This is a genomic window from Bacillus sp. 5B6 (assembly GCF_000259405.1).
GTDB lineage: Bacteria > Bacillota > Bacilli > Bacillales > Bacillaceae > Bacillus > Bacillus velezensis.
The window spans coordinates 560450-580988 of record NZ_AJST01000001.1 but is presented as its reverse complement, the minus strand read 5'-3'; the positions used below and the strand labels follow the sequence as shown (position 1 = coordinate 580988).

Below are 20539 nucleotides of genomic sequence, written 5' to 3'. Positions count from 1 at the left end.
AAATTTATTTCGATTTCGATTATTTGCGGCTATGCCGCTTTCTTTATGATTTTTATGGTCCTGAATTATTTTTCAGGATCATCCCTCCCTCAAGCGGAACAGGGCGTGATCAATCTGGAAAAGTGGGATTTTCAAAAGGATGGAAATGTCCAGCTGAACGGGAAATGGATTCTATATCCAAATCAGATGCTATCACCGCAGGCTCTTCATTCAGCAAAAGGAAAAAATCCCGTACTCGTTGATGTCCCCGTCAATGTGAAGCTGTTCGGAAAAACGGCCGACGTGGATTACGGAACGTACAAACTGACAATCCGCTCAAATGAAGACAATCAGGTTCTGGGGATCAGCACATCTTATATCTACAGTTCAAACCGCCTTTATCTTAATGGAAAAGTAATCGGACAGAGCGGCAATCCTTCAGAAAAAGCTGATTTTAAGGCGCAGAACAAACCGTACAGCAGCTTTTTCAGGCTTCGCAAGGGTGACAATGAACTTGTCCTGCATTTTTCGAATTTCGGAAAAGTTCCCGGCTGGGGGATCGCAAAACCGATAACGTTTGGGACTCAGGAACAAATTATACGCGAGAATCAAATTTCCTTTTTCAATGATTCCATTATGATTACGGCTTTTTTCATTACCGGTTTATATTTTCTCGGCTTTTTTCTGCAACGGACAAAGGATAAACATTTATTGTTCTTTTCCGTGATGTGTCTGCTTTTTTCTGCCATTATTCTTATGATCGGGAAAGAAAGAATTATCTTTCTCCTCTTTCCGTCTATTTCATTTTCATTGCTGAATTCCTTGCGTATCATCTCAACCGTGCTTGTCAGCATGGCGGTTTTTCTTTATCTCTTTTATGCATACAGAGAAATTGTCTCAAAAACGACGATCACCATTTTAACCGCTTTATCCGGGACCATCTTGATCACTGATTTTATGTCCGGAAGTTTCATTGACCATCTCTCATACATTTTACATTCTGTGCTTGCCGTTACGACTCTGTTTTATATTACATATATTTTTACGATTGCCGCCATAAGAAAAATAAAAGGAAGCACGTACCTTACACTCGCATCCGTCTCGATGAGCGCTTTTGTGATTCTTACGACCATTTCAGCTTACAGCGGCAAAACGGCTTTTTCTTTTAATTCGCTCTATTCATTGCCGACAGTCATCGCTTTATTGGCGGTGGTTCTTCTGATGGCGCAGCAATTCGCAGGAGCTTTCCGGGACAATGAAGTCCTCTCACGGAAATTAGTCAAAATCGACCAACTGAAAGATGAATTTATCGCCAAAACTTCACACGAATTCAAGACGCCGCTGAACAGCATTATTAATATATGCCAAACCCTTGTAGCCGGCAGAAAAAAGAAGACGATAGAGGAAGAGAAAGAAAATATGCAGCTGATCATCCGTATGGGCTACAGACTTTCTGATCTCGTAAATGATATTCTTGATTTGGAAAAAATGAAGCAGGGTATGCTGCAGATTCGTCCGGTTCCCGTCGATGTGCATGCCGTCATATGCAGTGAGATGAACTTCTACCGGCTTTTATCCAAACATAAAAAACTTGCCATTCTTAACCATGTGCCGGACGGCCTCCCTTTGGTGCTTGCAGATGAAAACCGATTCCGGCAAATCTTAACCAATCTTATTGAAAACGCAATCAAGTACACATCCGAGGGGAACATTATTCTTTCTGCTGAAAGCCTGAATGACAAAATGATTCAAATCACGGTGGCCGATACCGGCAGCGGCATTCCTGCGGCTGATCTTGAAACCATTTTTGATTCTTTTCAGCAAGCGGGAGGGACGGAAGAAGATGGAACGGGTTTAGGTTTAAGTATTGTGAAACAGCTCGTCAAGCTCCAAAACGGGGACATCTGGGCGGAGTCAGCGGCGGCGCAAGGATCAGCCTTTCATTTTACGTTACCCGCCGCTCAAATTGATTCTTTACCGGAAGCAAAGACCGAACTTCCTAAATCACAGCCCGGACAGAGAATGTCGGATATTTCGCTGGTCACGCCTTATCACTCAAAAAAAATCGATGCTCCGACGATTCTGATCGTCGACGATAACATCGAGAGTTTGAAAATTTTAACTGATATGCTGGAAGGTGTTCCTTATAACGTAATCGCAGTAAAAAGCGGAAAAGAGGCGCTTCAAGCTGTCTCTTCCTCGAAGCTTGACTTGGTCATATTAGACTTGATGATGCCCGACATGACGGGTTTTGAAGTCTGCACAAACATCCGCGAAAGATTCAGCATGGTCGATCTGCCGGTTCTTATCGTTACGGCAGCCATTATCAGCCATGACAAATACAAGGCGTTTCATGCCGGAGCAAACGACATCTTACAGAAGCCTTATCATTACTCTGAATTCACCGCGCGTATTAAAAATTTAATTTTGATGAAGCATACGGCTCACCAAGCCACAAATTTAGAAATGGCGTTTCTTCAGTCGCAGATTAAGCCTCATTTTCTTTACAATGTATTAAATACGATCATCGCGCTCAGCCATTTGGATATTGAAAAAGCAAGGGAAACGACTGCTGCATTTACAAACTATTTAAGGATGAGTTTTGATTTTCAAAACACTTCGGACATCAGCTCATTCAGAAACGAACTTTCTATCATTACGTCATATCTTTCTATAGAAAAAACACGCTTCGGCAAACGGATTGATATCCTTTTTGATATTGAGCAGGACATTGACTTCCCCCTTCCGCCTTTAATGATACAGCCATTGGTGGAAAACGCCGTTCATCACGGGATCAGTAAGAAAAGAGGCGGCGGACGGATAAAGCTGACAGCGAAAAAACAAGGCGAAAACACGTATTTTATCAAAGTGGAGGATAATGGAACCGGCATCATGCCGGACATACAGAAAGATATTTTGTCTTCTGATGTTAATCGCAGTGTCGGCCTGAAAAATATCAATCGGCGGCTGAAACATTTTTGCGGAAGCGAATTGACGATCACCAGCACTCCGGATGAGGGCACCGCTGTTTCGATGATGATTCACACTCCCGGCACAACGGATGATTCGAACTCACTAAAAACGTCTTCATTAAGATACTGATTAACTACCGAAGGCATGTAAATACTTCTGCCGGCTGTCGGGGAATTTCCGTCAGCCTTTATTTACCCAAAAAGTAAAAACAAAAAAGCTTGAAGAAAAAGTGATATCTTCTCCAAGCTTAGATGATCCGCACCAGTCTGGCCGTTTTCACTTAAGAAATCGTAACTCCCGCGCTTGCATATCCCGCCACTGTATTAATAAGCGAAAGGCCTGTCGCAGTGGCAGAGAATACCATTAACAGCCGGGTTTGAGGAGTTACCGCAATGTTCAGCCCTGTCGTGATTCCGTTGCTGATGCTGCCGATTGACAATATGCCGGTGAGGGGAGGAGCTAAAGTGACGGATGCTCCGGGGATCGGCGTGAACGTATTGTTCGGCACTGTGGAACTGTATAATTGTGCGGTTATCGTAACAGTCGAGCCGACAAGCGACAATGCTGCGGTTGTACTGAAATAAGCGGCAATTGATGTAATGGTTCCGCTTCTCGGAGCAGAAAAAGCAAAGTTCAGCAGAGTTCCTCCAGCCCCGGTAAGATCAATTGCACCTCCCCCTCCGACATTGACGCCCGTCACAGAATTGCCGAATCCGACAAGGCTCACCGTTCCGATTAATCCGCCGGCAATGGTCGTCACGGCAGTTGGAAGACCTGAAGCATAAGGAATGATCGCGCCTGCTCCGGTTACTCCGGTGGCTCCAGTTATCCCTGTCGCTCCGGTTACACCGGTCGCTCCAGTTGCCCCGGTTGATCCGGTTACTCCGGTGGCTCCCGTTATCCCAGTGGCTCCAGTATCCCCGGTTACCCCCGTTACTCCGGTTGAGCCTGTTACTCCGGTGGCGCCGGTAATCCCTGTTGCTCCTGTTACCCCGGTGGCGCCGGTTACTCCGGTGGCTCCAGTTATTCCGGTCGCTCCAGTTATTCCGGTCGCTCCTGTAACTCCGGTGGCGCCGGTGAGCCCGGTCGAGCCTGTTACTCCCGTTACCCCGGTGGCCCCGGTAATCCCGGTGGCGCCGGTTACTCCGATCGCTCCGGTGAGGCCGGTGGCTCCAGTTGCCCCGGTGGCGCCGGTAATACCTGTTGCTCCCGTTACCCCGGTGCCGCCGGTTACTCCGGTTGAGCCGGTGAGCCCAGTTGCGCCGGTTACTCCGGTTGTTCCCGTTACCCCAGTTGTACCTGTTACTCCGGTCGCTCCGGTGAGCCCGGTTGCTCCCGTTATCCCAGTTGCGCCGGTTACTCCGGTCGAGCCTGTTACTCCGGTTGAGCCGGTGAGCCCGGTTGCTCCTGTTATTCCGGTCGCTCCGGTGAGCCCGGTTGCTCCTGTTGCCCCCGTTACTCCCGTTACCCCGGTTGCTCCCGTTACTCCGGTCGATCCCGTTACTCCGGTTGCGCCGGTTACTCCAGTGGCTCCGGTGAGTCCGGTTGCTCCAGTGCTTCCCGTTGCTCCGGTTACTCCGGTTGTCCCCGTTATCCCAGTTGCACCTGTTACTCCGGTCGCTCCGGTTACTCCCGTTACTCCGGTGGCTCCCGTTATTCCAGTTGCGCCGGTTACTCCGGTGGCTCCCGTTATCCCATTTGAGCCGGTTGCTCCAGTCGAGCCGGTTACTCCGGTCGCTCCGGTTACTCCCGTTACTCCGGTGGCACCCGTTATTCCAGTTGCGCCGGTTACTCCGGTGGCTCCCGTTATCCCATTTGAGCCGGTTGCTCCAGTCGAGCCGGTTACTCCGGTTACTCCGGTTGCGCCGGTTACTCCAGTATCCCCGGTTACACCGGTCGCTCCCGTGGCTCCCGTTATCCCGGTTTCTCCAGTTACTCCGGTTACTCCAGTGGCTCCAGTTATTCCGGTTGCTCCAGTATCTCCGGTTATTCCGGTTGTTCCCGTTACCCCAGTTGCACCGGTTACTCCGGTCAGTCCGGTTACTCCAGTTTCACCGGTGAGCCCGGTTGCTCCCGTTATCCCAGTTGCGCCTGTTACTCCGGTCGCTCCGGTTACTCCAGTGGCGCCGGTGAGCCCGGTTGCTCCCGTTACTCCAGTAGCGCCGGTTACTCCGGTCGAGCCTGTTACTCCTGTGGCTCCCGTTACTCCTGTGGCACCTGTTACTCCAGTAGCGCCGGGATCTCCGGTGGCTCCAGTCGTGCCCGTTATTCCAGTCACTCCCGTTACCCCGGTGGCACCGGTTACTCCGGTCGAGCCTGTTACTCCCGTTGCTCCCGTTACTCCTGTGGCGCCGGTGGCTCCAGTCGCGCCGGGATCTCCAGTGACGCCGGTTACCCCAGTCGCTCCGGTATTCCCAGTCGAGCCTGTAGCTCCGGTAAATCCCGTTGCTCCGGTAAACCCCGTTGCTCCGGTAAACCCCGTTGCTCCAGTGAATCCCGTTGCTCCAGTGAATCCCGTTGCTCCGGTCAGCCCCGTTGCTCCGGTGCACCCCGTTGCTCCGGTGAATCCTCTTACATGAAAATGATTTGGATGACAGCATGGACACCATTTTTCATGGCAGCAAGAGTTTTCGCAACAGAATCCTTCACAGCAATGTGCCCGATTTTGATAACTGCGCCTTTGGTTTCTTCTTTTATGTTGAAAATGACAGCAACAATCATTGCAATTCCGGCAGTCGTAATCCCAAGAGTCGTATCTGTTATACCAAGTATCTCCTTTTCTCATTACACCACCTCTATTCGCATAATATTTCCACAAGAAAAAAAGGTGTGGCAAAATCCCACTTCTATTGGGCAAATTTTCGAATGGTCTTTAAGGCTGCATCATGCACAGCTTTTACAGAAAAAAGACCTAACTGTGGATAAGTCAGGTCTTTCATCTTTAAAATATCAGTCTGCTGTTGTCATTAGGTTGTCGGGAAACTTATGCTGTTAAAATCGATATTGAGAGCAGTTGCTGCCGTTAAATTATTAGCAGTTGTGAAAACAATCCTCAGCTGGTACGTGTTTGTTCCTGCGGTCGGGGCAGTATCCACTGTTGTGTCCGCAATCGAAAAACTTTCCGTAGCTGCGGTAGTATTAGTTCGCGACAGAGTTCTTGTATGAATTTGTACTGTTCCCCTATATAATCTCACCTCAAAAACAAAGTTTGAATTGGCTGCAGATGTTATCGCGACACTGAGGGCATAATCAAGCTTTACATTCTGCAAAGCATTAACTGGGATTGCCAGCGTAGCAACGGGAACTTCTGTATTTAACGGCGGGTAAACAGTAAGCGGCCCGTTGGTTCTTGTGAAGAGCAAGGCCGGTGTACTGCCTGTGGCGCCGGTTGGGCCCGTTGCCCCTGTTACTCCTGTTGATCCTGTTACTCCCGTTGCTCCGGTTACTCCCGTTGCTCCAGTCACACCCGTTGCTCCGGTTACTCCCGTTGCCCCGGTTACTCCCGTTGCTCCAGTCACACCCGTTGCTCCGGTTACTCCCGTTGCCCCGGTTACTCCCGTTGCTCCCGTTGCTCCGGTTACACCAGTCAAGCCTGTTGTTCCTGTCGATCCTGTTGGGCCCGTTATTCCTGTTAAACCTGTTGGTCCTGTTGGTCCTGTCGATCCTGTTGAACCAGTTACACCAGTTGGGCCTGTTACTCCAGTTGATCCGGTTGATCCGGTTGCTCCAGTTGATCCTGTTGCACCAGTCGAGCCTGTTGTTCCCGTTCCCCCAGTCGCTCCTGTCGATCCCGTTGCTCCTGTTATCCCCGTTGCACCAGTCACTCCAGTTGGACCAGTTACACCAGTTAGGCCTGTTGTACCTGTCGCTCCGGTTGGGCCGGTTGCTCCTGTTACTCCAGTTGGGCCTGTTACTCCAGTTGATCCGGTTGTTCCTGTTGCTCCTGTAATTCCGGTTGGGCCGGTTTCTCCCGTTGCACCAGTTACACCAGTTGAGCCTGTTACTCCCATTGCCCCGGTTACACCAGTCGAGCCGGTTGAGCCCGTGGTTCCGGTTTCTCCTGTTGGCCCTGTTGCGCCGGTTGGGCCTGTTGATCCTGCTGGGCCGGTTTCTCCGGTTAAACCGGTTGGGCCTGTCGATCCCGTTGGACCAGTTACACCAGTCGCTCCGGTTGGACCGGTTGATCCTGTTGCACCAGTCACTCCGGTCGACCCTGTTGAGCCTGTTAAGCCAGTTGCGCCCGTTACTCCGGTTGCACCGGTTTCTCCCGTTGGACCAGTTACACCAGTCGCTCCGGTTGGGCCTGTCGAGCCTGTTGCACCAGTCACTCCTGTATCCCCGGTCGATCCCGTTGAGCCGGTTATTCCTGTTGCTCCTGTTATCCCCGTTGCCCCAGTCACTCCAGTTGCACCTGTTGATCCCGTTACTCCGGTTGCGCCGGTTGAACCTGTTGCTCCCGTTGCTCCAGTTGGTCCTGTTACACCAGTTATTCCCGTTACACCAGTTGCTCCGGTTGAACCTGTTACTCCGGTTGCGCCGGTTTCTCCTGTTGCTCCTGTTGGACCCGTGATTCCGGTTGGGCCTGTTATTCCGGTTGTACCGGTTGGGCCTGTCGATCCCGTTAAACCGGTTTCTCCTGTTGATCCAGTCACACCGGTTGGGCCTGTCGCGCCTGTTATTCCAGTTAGCCCGGTTACACCAGTTGCGCCTGTTGCTCCGGTTGAGCCCGTTATTCCGGTCGCTCCTGTTGCGCCTGTTATACCCGTTGCTCCGGTTTCTCCTGTTACACCTGTTGGGCCAGTTGGACCGGTCTCTCCGGTTGTTCCAGTTGAACCAGTTACTCCCGTGGCTCCTGTTGCCCCGGTTACTCCTGTTGGACCCGTGATTCCTGTTGGGCCGGTTGCTCCTGTTACACCCGTTGGACCTGTTCCCCCGGTTGCTCCTGTTGAGCCAGTCGCCCCTGTTTCTCCGGTTGGGCCTGTTATTCCGGTTACACCAGTTGCGCCTGTTGATCCGGTTGAACCGATTTCTCCAGTTGAACCTGTGGCTCCTGTTTCTCCCGTTGGGCCTGTTACTCCGGTGAACCCCGTTGGCCCAGTCAGCCCCGTTGCTCCTGTTTCACCTATTGCTCCAGTCACTCCGGTTGAACCTGTTACCCCGGTTGTCCCCGTTACACCAGTCGCTCCTGTATCCCCTGTCGGACCTGTTATTCCGGTCGCTCCTGTTGGGCCGATCGGGCCAGTAGCCCCTGTGGCTCCCGTTATCCCCGTTGACCCAGTCACTCCAGTTGCTCCGGTTGAACCTGTTACACCAGTTGAGCCTGTTACTCCGGTCGCTCCAGTTAATCCAGTCGCTCCGGTTTCTCCTGTCGATCCGGCTACTCCTGTTGGGCCGGTCGAGCCTATTACTCCGGTTGAGCCAGTTGGGCCTGTTACACCTGTTGTTCCAGTCACTCCAGTTGCTCCGGTTGTTCCTGTAATTCCGGTTGGGCCGGTTGCTCCTGTTGGGCCGATCTCTCCCGTGGGTCCAGTTGAGCCTGCTGCACCAGTAACTCCAGTTGGACCGGTTACTCCGGTTAAACCGGTTGCGCCGGTTGGTCCTGCTGCGCCGGTTATCCCTGTTGCCCCAGTTACACCGGTCGCTCCGATTTCTCCTGTTGGGCCGATTGCACCCGTTGCTCCGGTTGAGCCTGTTGGTCCTGCTGGGCCGATTGCCCCAGTCACTCCCGTTGATCCCGTTTCTCCTGTTGATCCGGTTACACCAGTTGGACCAGTCTCCCCAGTTGAACCGGTTGACCCCGTTTCTCCAGTTGTTCCAGTTGCTCCAGTTATTCCAGTGGCGCCCGTTGCGCCGGTTGTTCCTGTTGCACCGGTTGTTCCTGTTGGACCGGTTTCTCCAGTTACCCCCGTTGCGCCGGTTGTTCCCGTTACTCCTGCTGGGCCGGTTTCTCCTGTAGCTCCGGTATCCCCGGTCGAGCCAGTTTCTCCGGTTGCGCCAGTAACTCCGGTTGCACCGCTTGATCCAGTTACACCTGTTGCTCCAGTCACTCCAGTTGCACCGGTATCACCTGTTGAGCCAGTAATCCCTGTTGAACCAGTTACACCAGTTGAGCCCGTTGCTCCTGTTGATCCCGTTACACCAGTTGGACCAGTTTCTCCGGTTGGGCCAGTTTCTCCCGTTGAACCAGTTACTCCAGTTGCACCGGTTGATCCTGTTACCCCAGTTGGGCCTGTTGTTCCTGTTGCTCCTGTTGGACCAGTTACACCCGTCGATCCTGTATCCCCGGTTGGCCCGGTTTCTCCTGTTATACCAGTTGGCCCTGCTGCTCCTGTTGGGCCGATTGCACCCGTTGCTCCGGTTGCGCCTGTTGGTCCGGTTGCGCCTGTTGGTCCTGCTGGGCCGATTGCCCCAGTCACTCCCGTTGAACCCGTTTCTCCTGTTGATCCTGTTGCCCCAGTTACTCCTGTTGGGCCAGTTTCTCCCGTTGAACCAGTTACTCCGGTTGGCCCGATTTCTCCAGTTATTCCCGTTGCTCCGGATGCACCCGTCGCTCCAGTTTCTCCTGTCGATCCGGTTTCTCCGGTTGACCCTGTTGCTCCTGTTACTCCAGTTGAGCCAGTCGCTCCAGTTACTCCCGTTGGACCAGTTACACCCGTCGATCCTGTATCCCCGGTTGGCCCGGTTTCTCCTGTTATACCAGTTGGCCCTGCTGCTCCTGTTGGGCCAGTTACTCCCGTTGAACCAGTTGAGCCAGTTACACCAGTTGAGCCAGTTACACCAGTTGGACCGGTTGATCCGGTTTCTCCTGTTGGGCCGATTGCACCCGTTGCTCCGGTTGCGCCTGTTGGTCCGGTTGCGCCTGTTGGTCCTGCTGGGCCGATTGCCCCAGTCACTCCCGTTGAACCCGTTTCTCCTGTTGATCCTGTTGCCCCAGTTACTCCTGTTGGGCCAGTTTCTCCCGTTGCCCCAGTTACTCCAGTTGCACCGGTTGATCCTGTTACACCAGTTGGGCCTGTTGTTCCTGTTGCTCCAGTTATTCCAGTGGCGCCCGTTGCGCCGGATGCACCTGTCGATCCGGTTTCTCCAGTTGAACCCGTTGCTCCGGTTGATCCCGTTGCTCCGGTTGACCCTGTTACCCCAGTCACTCCAGTTGAGCCGGTGGCTCCTGTTACTCCAGTTGAGCCAGTCGCTCCAGTTACTCCCGTTGGACCAGTTACACCCGTCGATCCTGTATCCCCGGTTGGCCCGGTTTCTCCTGTTATACCAGTTGGCCCTGCTGCTCCTGTTGGGCCAGTTACTCCCGTTGAACCAGTTGAGCCAGTTACACCAGTTGATCCCGTTACACCAGTTGGACCGGTTGCTCCTGTCGCTCCTGTTACTCCCGTTGCACCCGTTTCTCCGGTTTCTCCTGTTGGACCGTTTTCTCCCGTTGGGCCGGTTGAGCCAGTTACTCCGGTCGCACCAGTTGATCCCGTTTCTCCTGTCGATCCGGTTACTCCGGTTACTCCGGTTGGGCCGATCGGGCCAGTAACCCCTGTGGCTCCCGTTATCCCCGTTGCCCCAGTCACTCCAGTTGACCCCGTTTCTCCTGTTGATCCCGTTACTCCAGTTGGGACGATCTCTCCCGTGGGCCCGGTAACTCCTGTTGAGCCCGTTGCTCCTGTTGGACCTGTTGATCCTGTTACTCCAGTTGATCCCGTTACACCAGTCGGGCCAGTAACTCCTGTTATTCCGATTGGACCGGTTACTCCCGTTGAACCTGTTACTCCGGTTGACCCTGTTACCCCAGTCACTCCAGTTGAACCGGTTGCTCCTGTCGATCCCGTTGCACCCGTTGAGCCGGTGGCTCCTGTTACTCCAGTTGAGCCAGTCGCTCCTGTTACTCCCGTTGGGCCGATTTCTCCAGTTACTCCGGTTAAACCGGTTGGGCCTGTTGGGCCGGTTGCGCCTGTTATTCCTGTTGACCCGCTTTCTCCAGTTGGACCAGTTACACCACTCGCCCCAGTTGGGCCAGTCACACCAGTTATTCCCGTTGCTCCTGTTACTCCAGTTGAGCCCGTTGATCCAGTCGCTCCAGTTACTCCCGTTGGACCAGTTACACCCGTCGATCCTGTATCCCCGGTTGGCCCGGTTTCTCCGGTTATACCAGTTGGCCCTGCTGCTCCTGTTGGGCCAGTTTCTCCCGTTGAACCAGTTACTCCAGTTGCACCGGTTGATCCTGTTACACCAGTTGGGCCTGTTGTTCCTGTTGCTCCTGTTATCCCCGTTGCCCCAGTCACTCCTGTTAATCCCGTTGATCCGGTTGTTCCCGTTCTCCCGGTTACACCCGTGACCCCAGTCGATCCTGTCGATCCCGTTGCACCCGTTAAGCCGGTTGCTCCAGTTGGCCCAGTTACACCAGTTACCCCAGTCACTCCGGTTGGACCGGTTGCTCCTGTTACTCCTGTTGAGCCAGTTTCTCCGGTTGAACCAGTTACACCAGTTGGGCCGGTTTCTCCAGTCGCCCCTGTTGCACCAGTTGAGCCGGTTTCTCCCGTTGATCCTGTTGACCCGCTTTCTCCAGTTGGACCAGTTACTCCGGTTATACCAGTTGGGCCTGTTACTCCAGTTGACCCCGTTGCTCCAGTTAATCCCGTCGCACCAGTTGAGCCTGTCAATCCAGTTGGACCAGTCACTCCGGTTATACCAGTTGGGCCTGTTACTCCGGTTGAACCTGTTACCCCGGTTGTCCCCGTTACACCAGTCGCTCCTGTATCCCCGGTCGGACCTGTTATTCCGGTCGCTCCTGTTGGGCCGATCGGGCCAGTAACCCCTGTGGCTCCCGTTATCCCCGTTGCCCCAGTCACTCCAGTTGACCCCGTTTCTCCTGTTGATCCGGTTAAACCCGTTGGACCCGTTACTCCGGTTAAACCGATTGTGCCCGTTACTCCCGTTGACCCGGTTACTCCAGTCGGGCCGGTTGCACCAGCTGAGCCAGTCGATCCTGTTACACCAGTTATGCCTGTTACTCCTGTTGCACCCGTTGGGCCTGTCGCTCCTGTTACTCCTGTTACTCCTGTTACCCCAGTTGTCCCCGTTACACCAGTTGCTCCTGTTATTCCAGTTGAACCAGTTCCTCCTGTTGGCCCGGTTGCACCCGTTGGACCTGTGGCGCCAGTTGAACCGATTGCTCCTGTCGATCCCGTTGCTCCGGTCGCTCCTGTTGCTCCGGTGGCTCCCGTTATTCCGGTTACCCCAGTCACTCCAGTTGAACCGGTTGAACCTGTTGCGCCAGTTGGGCCTGTAACCCCAGGTGCACCCGTTGACCCAGTCGCTCCTGTTGCCCCGGTTGAACCAGTTGATCCCGTTACACCAGTTACTCCGGTCGCTCCTCTTGCTCCGGTCACTCCTGTGGGGCCCGTCACTCCTGTGGGACCTGTAATTCCTGTTACGCCAGGTTCACCCCCGGTTTGCGCCAATGAAACATCGTCTATTAAAACCGTGCCGGTAGAAACTTTACTTAATACAATGACGGCAGAGGCCGCGCCAGAAGGCACACTGCTTGTTTTATAGATTTCAGACCATGTGTGGAAGAGCACGTTCGGCAAATTTCCGGGTGTAATATTTTCTTGAATGGAACTGATTTGTTCACCTGCTGCGCTGACATAGATGATCTGGAGAGTTACTTGGGGACTTGGCTCATTTCCGAGCGTTGCGAGTGATACGAATAGAGTCACTGACTTGGCTGAAATTGGAACGATTTGACTGAGATAAGCATATGGCTGAGCTCCAATAAATTGCGCAGAATATCTCCCTGAATGTGCAAACAAACTGTTAATCTGGGTATTTGCCGAACTCCACCCCGCTAATGTGCCGGTTTCAAAGCTTCCGTTTATAATCGGATTATTCATTCAATCTTTTTCCCTCTCCTTCCCGTTGTTGACCGTCTTACTTATTAAGACAGCATATTAATACGGGCTGTGTTTTGACAACCTAAATAAAAAAGGTGATTTCTTTTCATCACCTTAATCCGATCCTTGAATGGGGAATCCCGTCGCAATGAGGGAGCGGTTTGCCGTTGTGACTTGTGTTACGTAATTCGAAGAAAGGACGGATAAATAGAGCTGGTACGCGGCTGTTTCATCCGCCTTCATTTCGTCGATGTACGTAAAAGGAATTCCTATGATTTGTCCGCCTGAAGAAAAGAGGTTCCGCTCTTGTCTCTGTGTTTGTATCGATACGCCATTTCTTTGCAGATCGACAGCTAAGACCAATGAGAAATGAGACGCGAGCGGATCTAATTCCACGTTTACTTGTATGACGGCATCCGTTTTCACAAATTGATCTGTCGGCGCGGCTATCACTGCGCTTAACACATTTATCGGTGTTCCTTCTAACGGAATCATCATCTGGTCTGCTATATTTTGAAAAGCTACCGCAGGAACCGCTCCCGGCGGACCCTCAGGCCCCGGGGGACCGGGCGGACCCGCCTCCCCTTGCGGACCGCGGGAGCCGGCGGGTCCTCTTTTGCCTTCGGGACCTCGCAGCCCGGGTACGCACAAGGCAGATCGATTTTCATCTGAAGACGAAAACCGTTTTTCCGTCCCTGTTTCCGGTCTTTCAAGTTCACATGGTAATTGTTCATACCGGCGTTTCATATGTCTGCTCATATATTTGTAAGGTTTCTGTTTCAATATCATGTATTGATTACGGCCGCTGCTCATATTATCACCCCGGCCATATTCTATTCGCACTGGAGTCATCATGTGCAGGCCCTTCCCCTTCCTTACAGAAATAAAAAAAAGGCAGACCTGAGTCTGCCTTTTTCTTCTACCATAATCCTAATACTTTCCACCATAATCCGCCGATCACAAGCCATGTCACAATATGGACGATTGACAGGATAAAGCCGATGGACCACCATTTGCTTTGCGATATATAGCCCGCTCCGAAAAAGACCGGAGCCGCTCCCGAGCCGTAATGCGTCGTCGAACCGAAAAGGTTGCTGAAAAACGCCAGGCTGAGCGCCGCCAACAGCGGCGGAGCGCCTGCCGCCACGATGACGGCGAGAAATGCCGCATACATGGCGCTGATATGCGCGGTTGCGCTCGCAAAGAAGTAATGCGTGTAATAATACACGACAATCAGAATCATAAATGCCACAATCCATGAAAAACCGGAAACAGAAGATTTCATCATATTGCTGAACCAAGACACCATACCGAGCTCATTCAGGAAATTCGCCAGCATCACAAGCGCCGCGAACCAAGTCAGCGTATCCCATGCACCTTGTTCCTTTTTGATGTCCTCCCATGTTAATACCTGTGACAAAAGCAAAACGGATAATCCGATCAGGGCCGTCGTCGTTGCGTCAATATTTAAGCTTCCTCCGAAAATCCACAGCGCAAGCACTAATAAAAAGACGATGACCATGGAGAGTTCGGATTTTTTAAACGGACCCATTTCTTTCAATTTTTCCGTTGCGATTTTAGCCGCATCCGGTGTTTCTTTAATTTCCGGCGGATACAGCTTATAAATGACGAGCGGCGTAATGATTAAGCTCGCCAATCCCGGTACAATGGCCGCGATTGCCCAGCTTGTCCATGTGATGTCCACCCCTGCGACATCGTGGGCCAGCTTGGCGATCAGCGGGTTCGCCGCCATTGCCGTCAAAAACATCGCAGACGTAATCAAGTTTCCTTGAAAACCGGTTTTTAATAAGAAAGCGCCGATTTTCCGCTCTGTTCCGTCTGCCGGCGTTGATCCGAAAGTTTCGGATAATGATCTGATAATAGGAAAAATAATGCCGCCCGCCCGTGCCGTGTTGCTCGGAATGGCAGGTGATAAAATTAAATCACTGAACAGCAGTGAATAAGAAAGGCCGAGTGTTTTCTTCCCGAACCGTTGTACGAATACGTAAGAAATCCTGGCGCCGAGCCCGGTTTTGATAAATCCCCGGGAAATAAAAAAGGCGATGACAATCAGCCAGATTGTCTTGTTTCCAAATCCGCTTAACGTATTTTCAATAGATAGCGTTCCCGTTAACGCGGTGACTGCCAATGCAAAAATTGCAATTGCGCCCATTGGCAAGGGCTTGGAGATAAAGCCGATAATTGTTGCGACAAAAATAGCGAACAAATGCCATGCTTTAGGTTCAAGTCCGGACGGCGCGGGAATAAACCAAATGATTAATCCCACAGCAACGGTAATAAGCAAAGGAATAATTTTTACCGCCTGCTGTTTTTTTGCGTCTTTTTCTGAAGCCATTACAGGTCTCCTCCTATTTTGTTGTCTTCCATCCCCTATCCCATTTTACTACTTAACTAAGTTAATAAACGTTTTTGTTAATTAAAAAACACAAAGGAATATTTTCCTTTGTGCTTCTTGTTTATTATTTTAATATACCCGACCCGGCTTTAGATATAACATCTGATTTTACATTTGATGATGAGCCGATGGAACCGTGCAATGACGGTGTCCAGCCGACGGACTGACTTAATCCGTTGGCGGCTGACGCGTTAATGGAGGAGCCGTTTAAAAGAGTGCCGTCTTCATGAAGCGCTTTTCCGCCGCTGAAGACGCTGATGACTTTATCAGCAGCCAGTCCCGGCACTTCAAAAACATTATTCTGGGCATATATTTTCGACGCGTGGCCCACGCCCCACGCATAGCTGAACGGGTATGCGGCGCTTTTAGAGCCTGCGTAAAAATTATTATAAATATGAACCTGCCCGTACCGGACCCGCGGCGCGCGCTGGACGATGTTCTGGTAATAGTTATGGTGAAGGGTCACCTTCAGTTTTCCTTCATCCGACGTCTTGCTGTCGCTGTTTCCGATGACGGAGCCTTTGTCATGGTCATGATATTTATTATAGGACAATGTAATATAATTCGCCCCGTTGGCTATATCCGTCTGGCCGTCATGGTGCTGATATTTTCTCCCGTAATAGTAGGGAAAACCGCTGTCGGGATTCGATCCGTCATTAAAGGTGCAATGATCGATCCAGATGTGCGTCGCGCCGTTAATGGTGATATTGTCATATTCCGAGTTCCAGTTGCCGCTGCTGCCGTCCGTCGGGTCCCATTGCGGAAAATAGTCGTAAGCGTCTTGAAATTCAATGTTGCGGATGATGACATTGTCGATGCCGTTCTTTATATTAAAACTTCCGCCTGTCACTTTGGCATTTGAACCCGAGCCGATGATCGTCGTATTTGAAGGAATGTCAATCACGACCCGTGCCTTCTGGTTTTTTTGCGATCGCTGTCTGGCGTCTTCCTGGGTGCCTGACGGCGCTTTTTTTCCCCATTTGTCCGGGTCGTACGCCTTCAGATAAGCGTTGAGATCATATGCCGGATCTTTATAATCATTAAAGCCGAGTGTTTTATTGCGGTCGTCCGTATTCATATTGATTGTGCCTTGTATGTAAATAATCTTCGGCGTGCTGTTGGCGCTTCCCCCTAATGCGGAAACGAGCTGCTGTCTGTTTGATACGGTGTATACATTCGATGAAGAGGCTTTCGCGCCGCCGGTTGTCCCGCCGGAAGCGGCTCCCCAGCCGTCATTTGTTCCTAAGGTCTGCCGTCCCAGATCAGCGGCATAGACGTCCGCAGGGATCATACATAAACAAACCGCCAGCATAAATAACATTTTTTTCATGAATTGTGCTCCTCCTGATTTTCGATTCCAATTTATTACAACAGAATTGTATCAAATCAGTTGAGAAACAGCACCGAAAATGTACAGAATGTGCCTTTCGGTTTTATTGCGGAAACCGCAAAAAAATCCCAAGGGACCGAAAACCCCTTGGGATCTGTTCAGCTTACGCCCATGATTTCACTTTTTCATTATCCGTGACAAACAGAAGAACTTTTCCTTCATCTAAGCGCTTTTCAAATTGTGACGCTTCCTCTTCTGAAAAGCCGATTTCGTGAATTTTGTTGCGGAGCTCGTCGCCTTTTTTATTAAACATATTGCCGACCGCGTGTTTAATGCCCGTTTCTTTCGCTCCGATGGTATTGACATCAGTATTATCGGCCAGGCGGTCCGTTCTGTCGTCATCATGTGAAAGCACATATACGTCCTCTTTTGCAACACCCAGCTGCTGAAGCTCTTTTACGTCCTGCATCAGTTTTTGATCATTTGTATATTCTCTTACTACCGGTTTCATTGATAAGTCCTCCCTTTTGTTTTTGTATATTTGATGTTTACCCGCTCAATCAAGGATCAAACAAAAGAAAGAGAGTTCCGTGAAAAAACGGGCAGGTTGTCGGTGGATATTTTCTTGCGGGACATGTTACAGTAGAGGAAGCTACATTTATCAGAAAAATAAAAATCTTCATGAGCCGATTAAGCAGGGAGGTGGTTCCTATTCATTACTTTTCACCGGAACAGCGATTTAACGCTTGGGTTGTCAGTGATTTAGTGAAGCAGGTATTCCGCCGGCATACCCGCTGCCCGGATGGAATAAAAGAGCTTACGGCCTTTGCTGAAGATACTTTTCATATTAATATCGATTTCGTTTTCTCTATCATTATCAATATCGGTGATATCGAATCCGTTCTGCCGAAAGAAATTGAAAATAGGCTGGGTTCTTATCTGACCGCGCTTCAGCCCGTCGTTACCGCAGACATGCTTCATTCTTCAAAAACGAATGCCTATGAATATTTGGAACATGAGAAAAACACCGATGTGTACCGGTTATTCTATTAAATATGCATATAAAAAAAGAAGGGCCCTGGCCCTTCTTTTTTTATGGCCGCTGACGGTTTGATTTTGTAATCGGGAAATGGTTCGTGTTACATTTGGAACAACCACTTATCTTGAAGGAGGATTCAGTATGCCGAATCATCAGCAGCAAATTCAATTGGCAAGACGCCCCAAAGGCGTTCCCGCCTATGACGATTTCCGCTTTGAAACGATTGCCGTTCCCGAACCGAAAGACGGCGAAGTGCTTGTGAAAACGAGTTATGTGTCCGTTGATCCGTACATGCGCGGACGGATGCAGGATACAAAATCATATGTAGAGCCGTTCGCTTTAGATGAAGCCATAACAGGCGGAGTGATTGCCGAGGTTCTGACAGACGGCGATAAGCTGAAAAAAGGAGATGTTGTGATCGGAAATCTCGCGTGGCAGGAATATTCAGCCGTCAATGAGTCCGCCCTCCGCAAGTTGGATACGGATATCGCACCCGCCCAGGCGTATCTCGGCATTTTAGGGATGACCGGACTGACCGCTTACTTCGGGCTGCTCGATATCGGCCGTCCGAAAAAAGGCGAAACCGTCGTCGTTTCAGGCGCGGCGGGCGCCGTCGGCTCAACAGTCGGACAGATTGCCAAAATCAAAGGCGCGCGGGTTGTCGGCATCGCCGGATCTGATGAAAAAATCGCGTATTTGAAAGAGGAGCTTCAATTTGATGAAGCCATTAATTACAAAACGGCGGATGATATTCAAAAAGCGCTGGAACAGGCATGTCCTGACGGCGTCGATGTCTATTTTGACAATGTCGGCGGACCGATTTCAGATGCGGTGATAAACCTGCTGAATGAATTCGCCCGCATTCCGGTATGCGGAGCGATCTCATCGTACAATACCGAACGTGAAGACGAAGACATGGGCCCCCGCGTCCAGCCGAAGCTGATCAAAACAAAAGCGCTGATGCAGGGATTCATCGTCAGTGATTATGCTGACCGCTTTTCCGAAGGTGCGAAACAATTGGCCGAATGGCTTAAGGACGGAAAGCTTCATTATGAAGAAACGATTACGGAAGGATTCAGCAATATTCCTGACGCGTTCCTCGGCCTGTTTAAAGGAGAAAACAAAGGCAAACAGATCATCAAAGTCAGTGATCTAAGTTAACATGATGATGAAAAAAGGAGGGCTTTGTCCCCTCCTTTTCTGTTTATTTGGGATCAGCCGCGAAGAATCAAAGTAAGAAAGCCGTCTTCATCCGGCTCCGTATCTTCCAAAGTGAATCCCGCTGCTTGAAAGCAGGCTAAACTGATTTGATTGTCTTTTTCGATGCTTGCCGCCCATTCCCGCACGCTGGTAAACCCAGGATCAGTCAGCAGTTTTTGCAAGATCTGTTTTCCGTACCCTTGAAGCTGGTACAAAGGATTGACGATCAATCCGATATACGCCCGCTCCTCCACAAACTCTATAGAGACCATGCCTGCCGGAAGCTGCCCATCATGACAGTATCGTTTTCATCTTTAATCAATCGTGCATACCACGCATCTAATGGCAGCATCGCATCCATTCTCCGTCTGATATTATCGTTCTTAAACCAGTGTTCAATTATTTTCAGCTCAGGTTCCTTCAATATTTGAAATCTGTCTATTGAAACCATCTTCCCGCCCCCGCCTGAACCTTTTCTATTATTTCACAATAAAAAAAGAAGGGCTTCCCGCCCTCCGTTTCTTATTTCTCAGATAATTTTCCGCCTGAATAAACGGCCTCTTTCAGCTCAATTCCGAGTGATTTGGCCATTTTTTTCAGTTTGGATTCTTCCATCGGCGTGACAAGGCTGAGTACGGTTCCTTCTTTACCGGCCCGCCCCGTCCGGCCGGATCTGTGGATATATCCGGCTTCATTCGGTATGTCCGCGTGAATGACGTACGGAAGATCATCGATATCGAGTCCGCGCGCCGCTATGTCAGTCGCCAGAAGCAGCGGAAATTCTCCCCGCTCAAACGCTGATAATATCTTTGCCCGCTCCATTTTTTTCGCTTCTCCGTGCAGGATGCCGAGGTCCACGTGATGATAGGCAAGTTTTTCCGCATAGACGCTTAAATTTCCGATATCTCTGACGAACACGAGCGCCTGCATGCCGTTCAGCCGTGACAGCTTTTGCAATAGCTTTACTTTATCCCGCTGATCGCAGACGAGATATTGATGTGTGACGCGCGCTTTTTCCGCCGTATTCCGCTCCACTTTCAAAACGGCCGGTTCGTGCGCGATGGTATTCAGCACCTGTTCTGTTTCCGGCTGCAGCGTAGCGGAAAAGCTTAAAAGCTGTCGGTCTTTCAGCGTCGTTTTAATGATTTTTTTCATCGTTTCGCGGTGTTCCTGTGTCACGAGCTGATCCGCTTCATCAAGAACGATCGTCTTGACTTCATGCATTTTCAGCTTTTTCGCCTGAATCAATTCGAGCACCCTGCCCGGTGTGCCCGCAATGATATGCGGTTTATTTTTGAGCTTTTCCACCTGCTTTTTCACGTTTGCTCCGCCGATCAAAGACAAAGCGCGAAGATCGGAGCCTTTTTTCCAATCCTGAATCACTTGAAAAATCTGCATCACAAGCTCGCGGGACGGCGCTAAAATGATCACTTGCGGATGTTTCTGTTCCGGGTTGATCCGCTCCAGAACCGGAAGCGTGTACGCCAATGTTTTTCCCGTTCCCGTCGGGGATTCGGCGATGACGTCTTTCCCTTCCATAATCACCTGAGCGGCTTTTTCCTGAATGACGGTCGGCTCCTGAAAACCTGAGGCCTCCCAGTTTTCGGCGATAAATGGTTGTGTATGCTGTAAAAATGGCCATGTTTGGGTCATGTCGTTCTCCTCAATTCTTAAAATCTACTCCATAGTATCTCAAATGCACGCGCCAAACG

11 protein-coding genes and 2 pseudogenes are annotated in these 20539 nt (G+C 50.8%); 5 read left to right on the top strand and 8 right to left on the bottom strand.

The window, feature by feature from the left end; translation table 11 throughout:
* Positions 1-45: 45 nt before the first annotated feature.
* Positions 46-1929, top strand: a pseudogene (locus tag MY7_RS19860) (sensor histidine kinase); the annotation flags it as partial.
* Between the two features lie 72 nt (positions 1930-2001).
* Positions 2002-3081, top strand: coding sequence for a response regulator (locus MY7_RS19855; RefSeq protein ID WP_267914100.1), 1080 nt, complete (start codon positions 2002-2004; stop codon positions 3079-3081).
* A 151-nt stretch (positions 3082-3232) separates the two neighbouring features.
* On the opposite strand, the gene MY7_RS02785 is transcribed toward MY7_RS19855, so the two are convergent.
* Complete coding sequence (locus MY7_RS02785) at positions 3233-5230, bottom strand: exosporium glycoprotein BclB-related protein (protein WP_007610013.1); 1998 nt, start codon at positions 5228-5230, stop codon at positions 3233-3235.
* Positions 5231-5527: 297 nt separating this feature from the next.
* On the opposite strand from MY7_RS02785, the gene MY7_RS20010 reads away from it, so the two are divergent.
* The gene (locus tag MY7_RS20010; protein WP_228767511.1) at positions 5528-5947 is read left to right on the top strand and encodes a hypothetical protein; all 420 of its coding nucleotides are present in this window, start codon (positions 5528-5530) and stop codon (positions 5945-5947) included.
* On the opposite strand, the gene MY7_RS20005 is transcribed toward MY7_RS20010, so the two are convergent.
* The 5 genes from MY7_RS20005 to MY7_RS02745 all read right to left on the bottom strand — a co-directional run bounded on the left by MY7_RS20005 (position 5919) and on the right by MY7_RS02745 (position 17099).
* The gene (locus MY7_RS20005; RefSeq protein WP_007610009.1) at positions 5919-12842 is read right to left on the bottom strand and encodes an NTTRR-F1 domain; all 6924 of its coding nucleotides are present in this window, start codon (positions 12840-12842) and stop codon (positions 5919-5921) included. The two genes, MY7_RS20010 and MY7_RS20005, sit on opposite strands and share 29 nt — an antisense overlap.
* 114 nt (positions 12843-12956) lie before the next feature.
* Positions 12957-13655 (bottom strand): hypothetical protein, encoded by a 699-nt coding sequence (locus MY7_RS02760; RefSeq protein ID WP_029326189.1) that lies wholly within the window; start codon positions 13653-13655, stop codon positions 12957-12959.
* A gap of 106 nt (positions 13656-13761) precedes the next feature.
* Entirely contained in the window at positions 13762-15198 is a 1437-nt protein-coding gene (locus MY7_RS02755; RefSeq protein ID WP_007408966.1) for an anion permease, read from the bottom strand.
* Between the two features lie 124 nt (positions 15199-15322).
* A complete protein-coding gene (locus MY7_RS02750; protein ID WP_007610005.1) occupies positions 15323-16588 on the bottom strand; it encodes a pectate lyase family protein in 1266 nt (421 codons plus the stop codon).
* A gap of 163 nt (positions 16589-16751) precedes the next feature.
* Positions 16752-17099: a general stress protein gene (locus tag MY7_RS02745; RefSeq protein ID WP_003155650.1), complete on the bottom strand. Its 348-nt coding sequence runs from the start codon at positions 17097-17099 to the stop codon at positions 16752-16754.
* Positions 17100-17290: 191 nt separating this feature from the next.
* Between MY7_RS02745 and MY7_RS02740 the strand changes: the two genes are divergently transcribed.
* Positions 17291-17641: a DUF3212 family protein gene (locus MY7_RS02740; protein WP_007610002.1), complete on the top strand. Its 351-nt coding sequence runs from the start codon at positions 17291-17293 to the stop codon at positions 17639-17641.
* A 127-nt stretch (positions 17642-17768) separates the two neighbouring features.
* Complete coding sequence (locus tag MY7_RS02735) at positions 17769-18788, top strand: NADP-dependent oxidoreductase (protein ID WP_029326188.1); 1020 nt, start codon at positions 17769-17771, stop codon at positions 18786-18788.
* Between the two features lie 53 nt (positions 18789-18841).
* Here the strand turns inward: MY7_RS02735 and MY7_RS02730 are convergent.
* A pseudogene (locus MY7_RS02730) lies at positions 18842-19278 on the bottom strand (GNAT family N-acetyltransferase).
* Positions 19279-19349: 71 nt separating this feature from the next.
* The gene (locus MY7_RS02725; RefSeq protein ID WP_007609997.1) at positions 19350-20480 is read right to left on the bottom strand and encodes a DEAD/DEAH box helicase; all 1131 of its coding nucleotides are present in this window, start codon (positions 20478-20480) and stop codon (positions 19350-19352) included.
* Positions 20481-20539 lie beyond the last annotated feature (59 nt).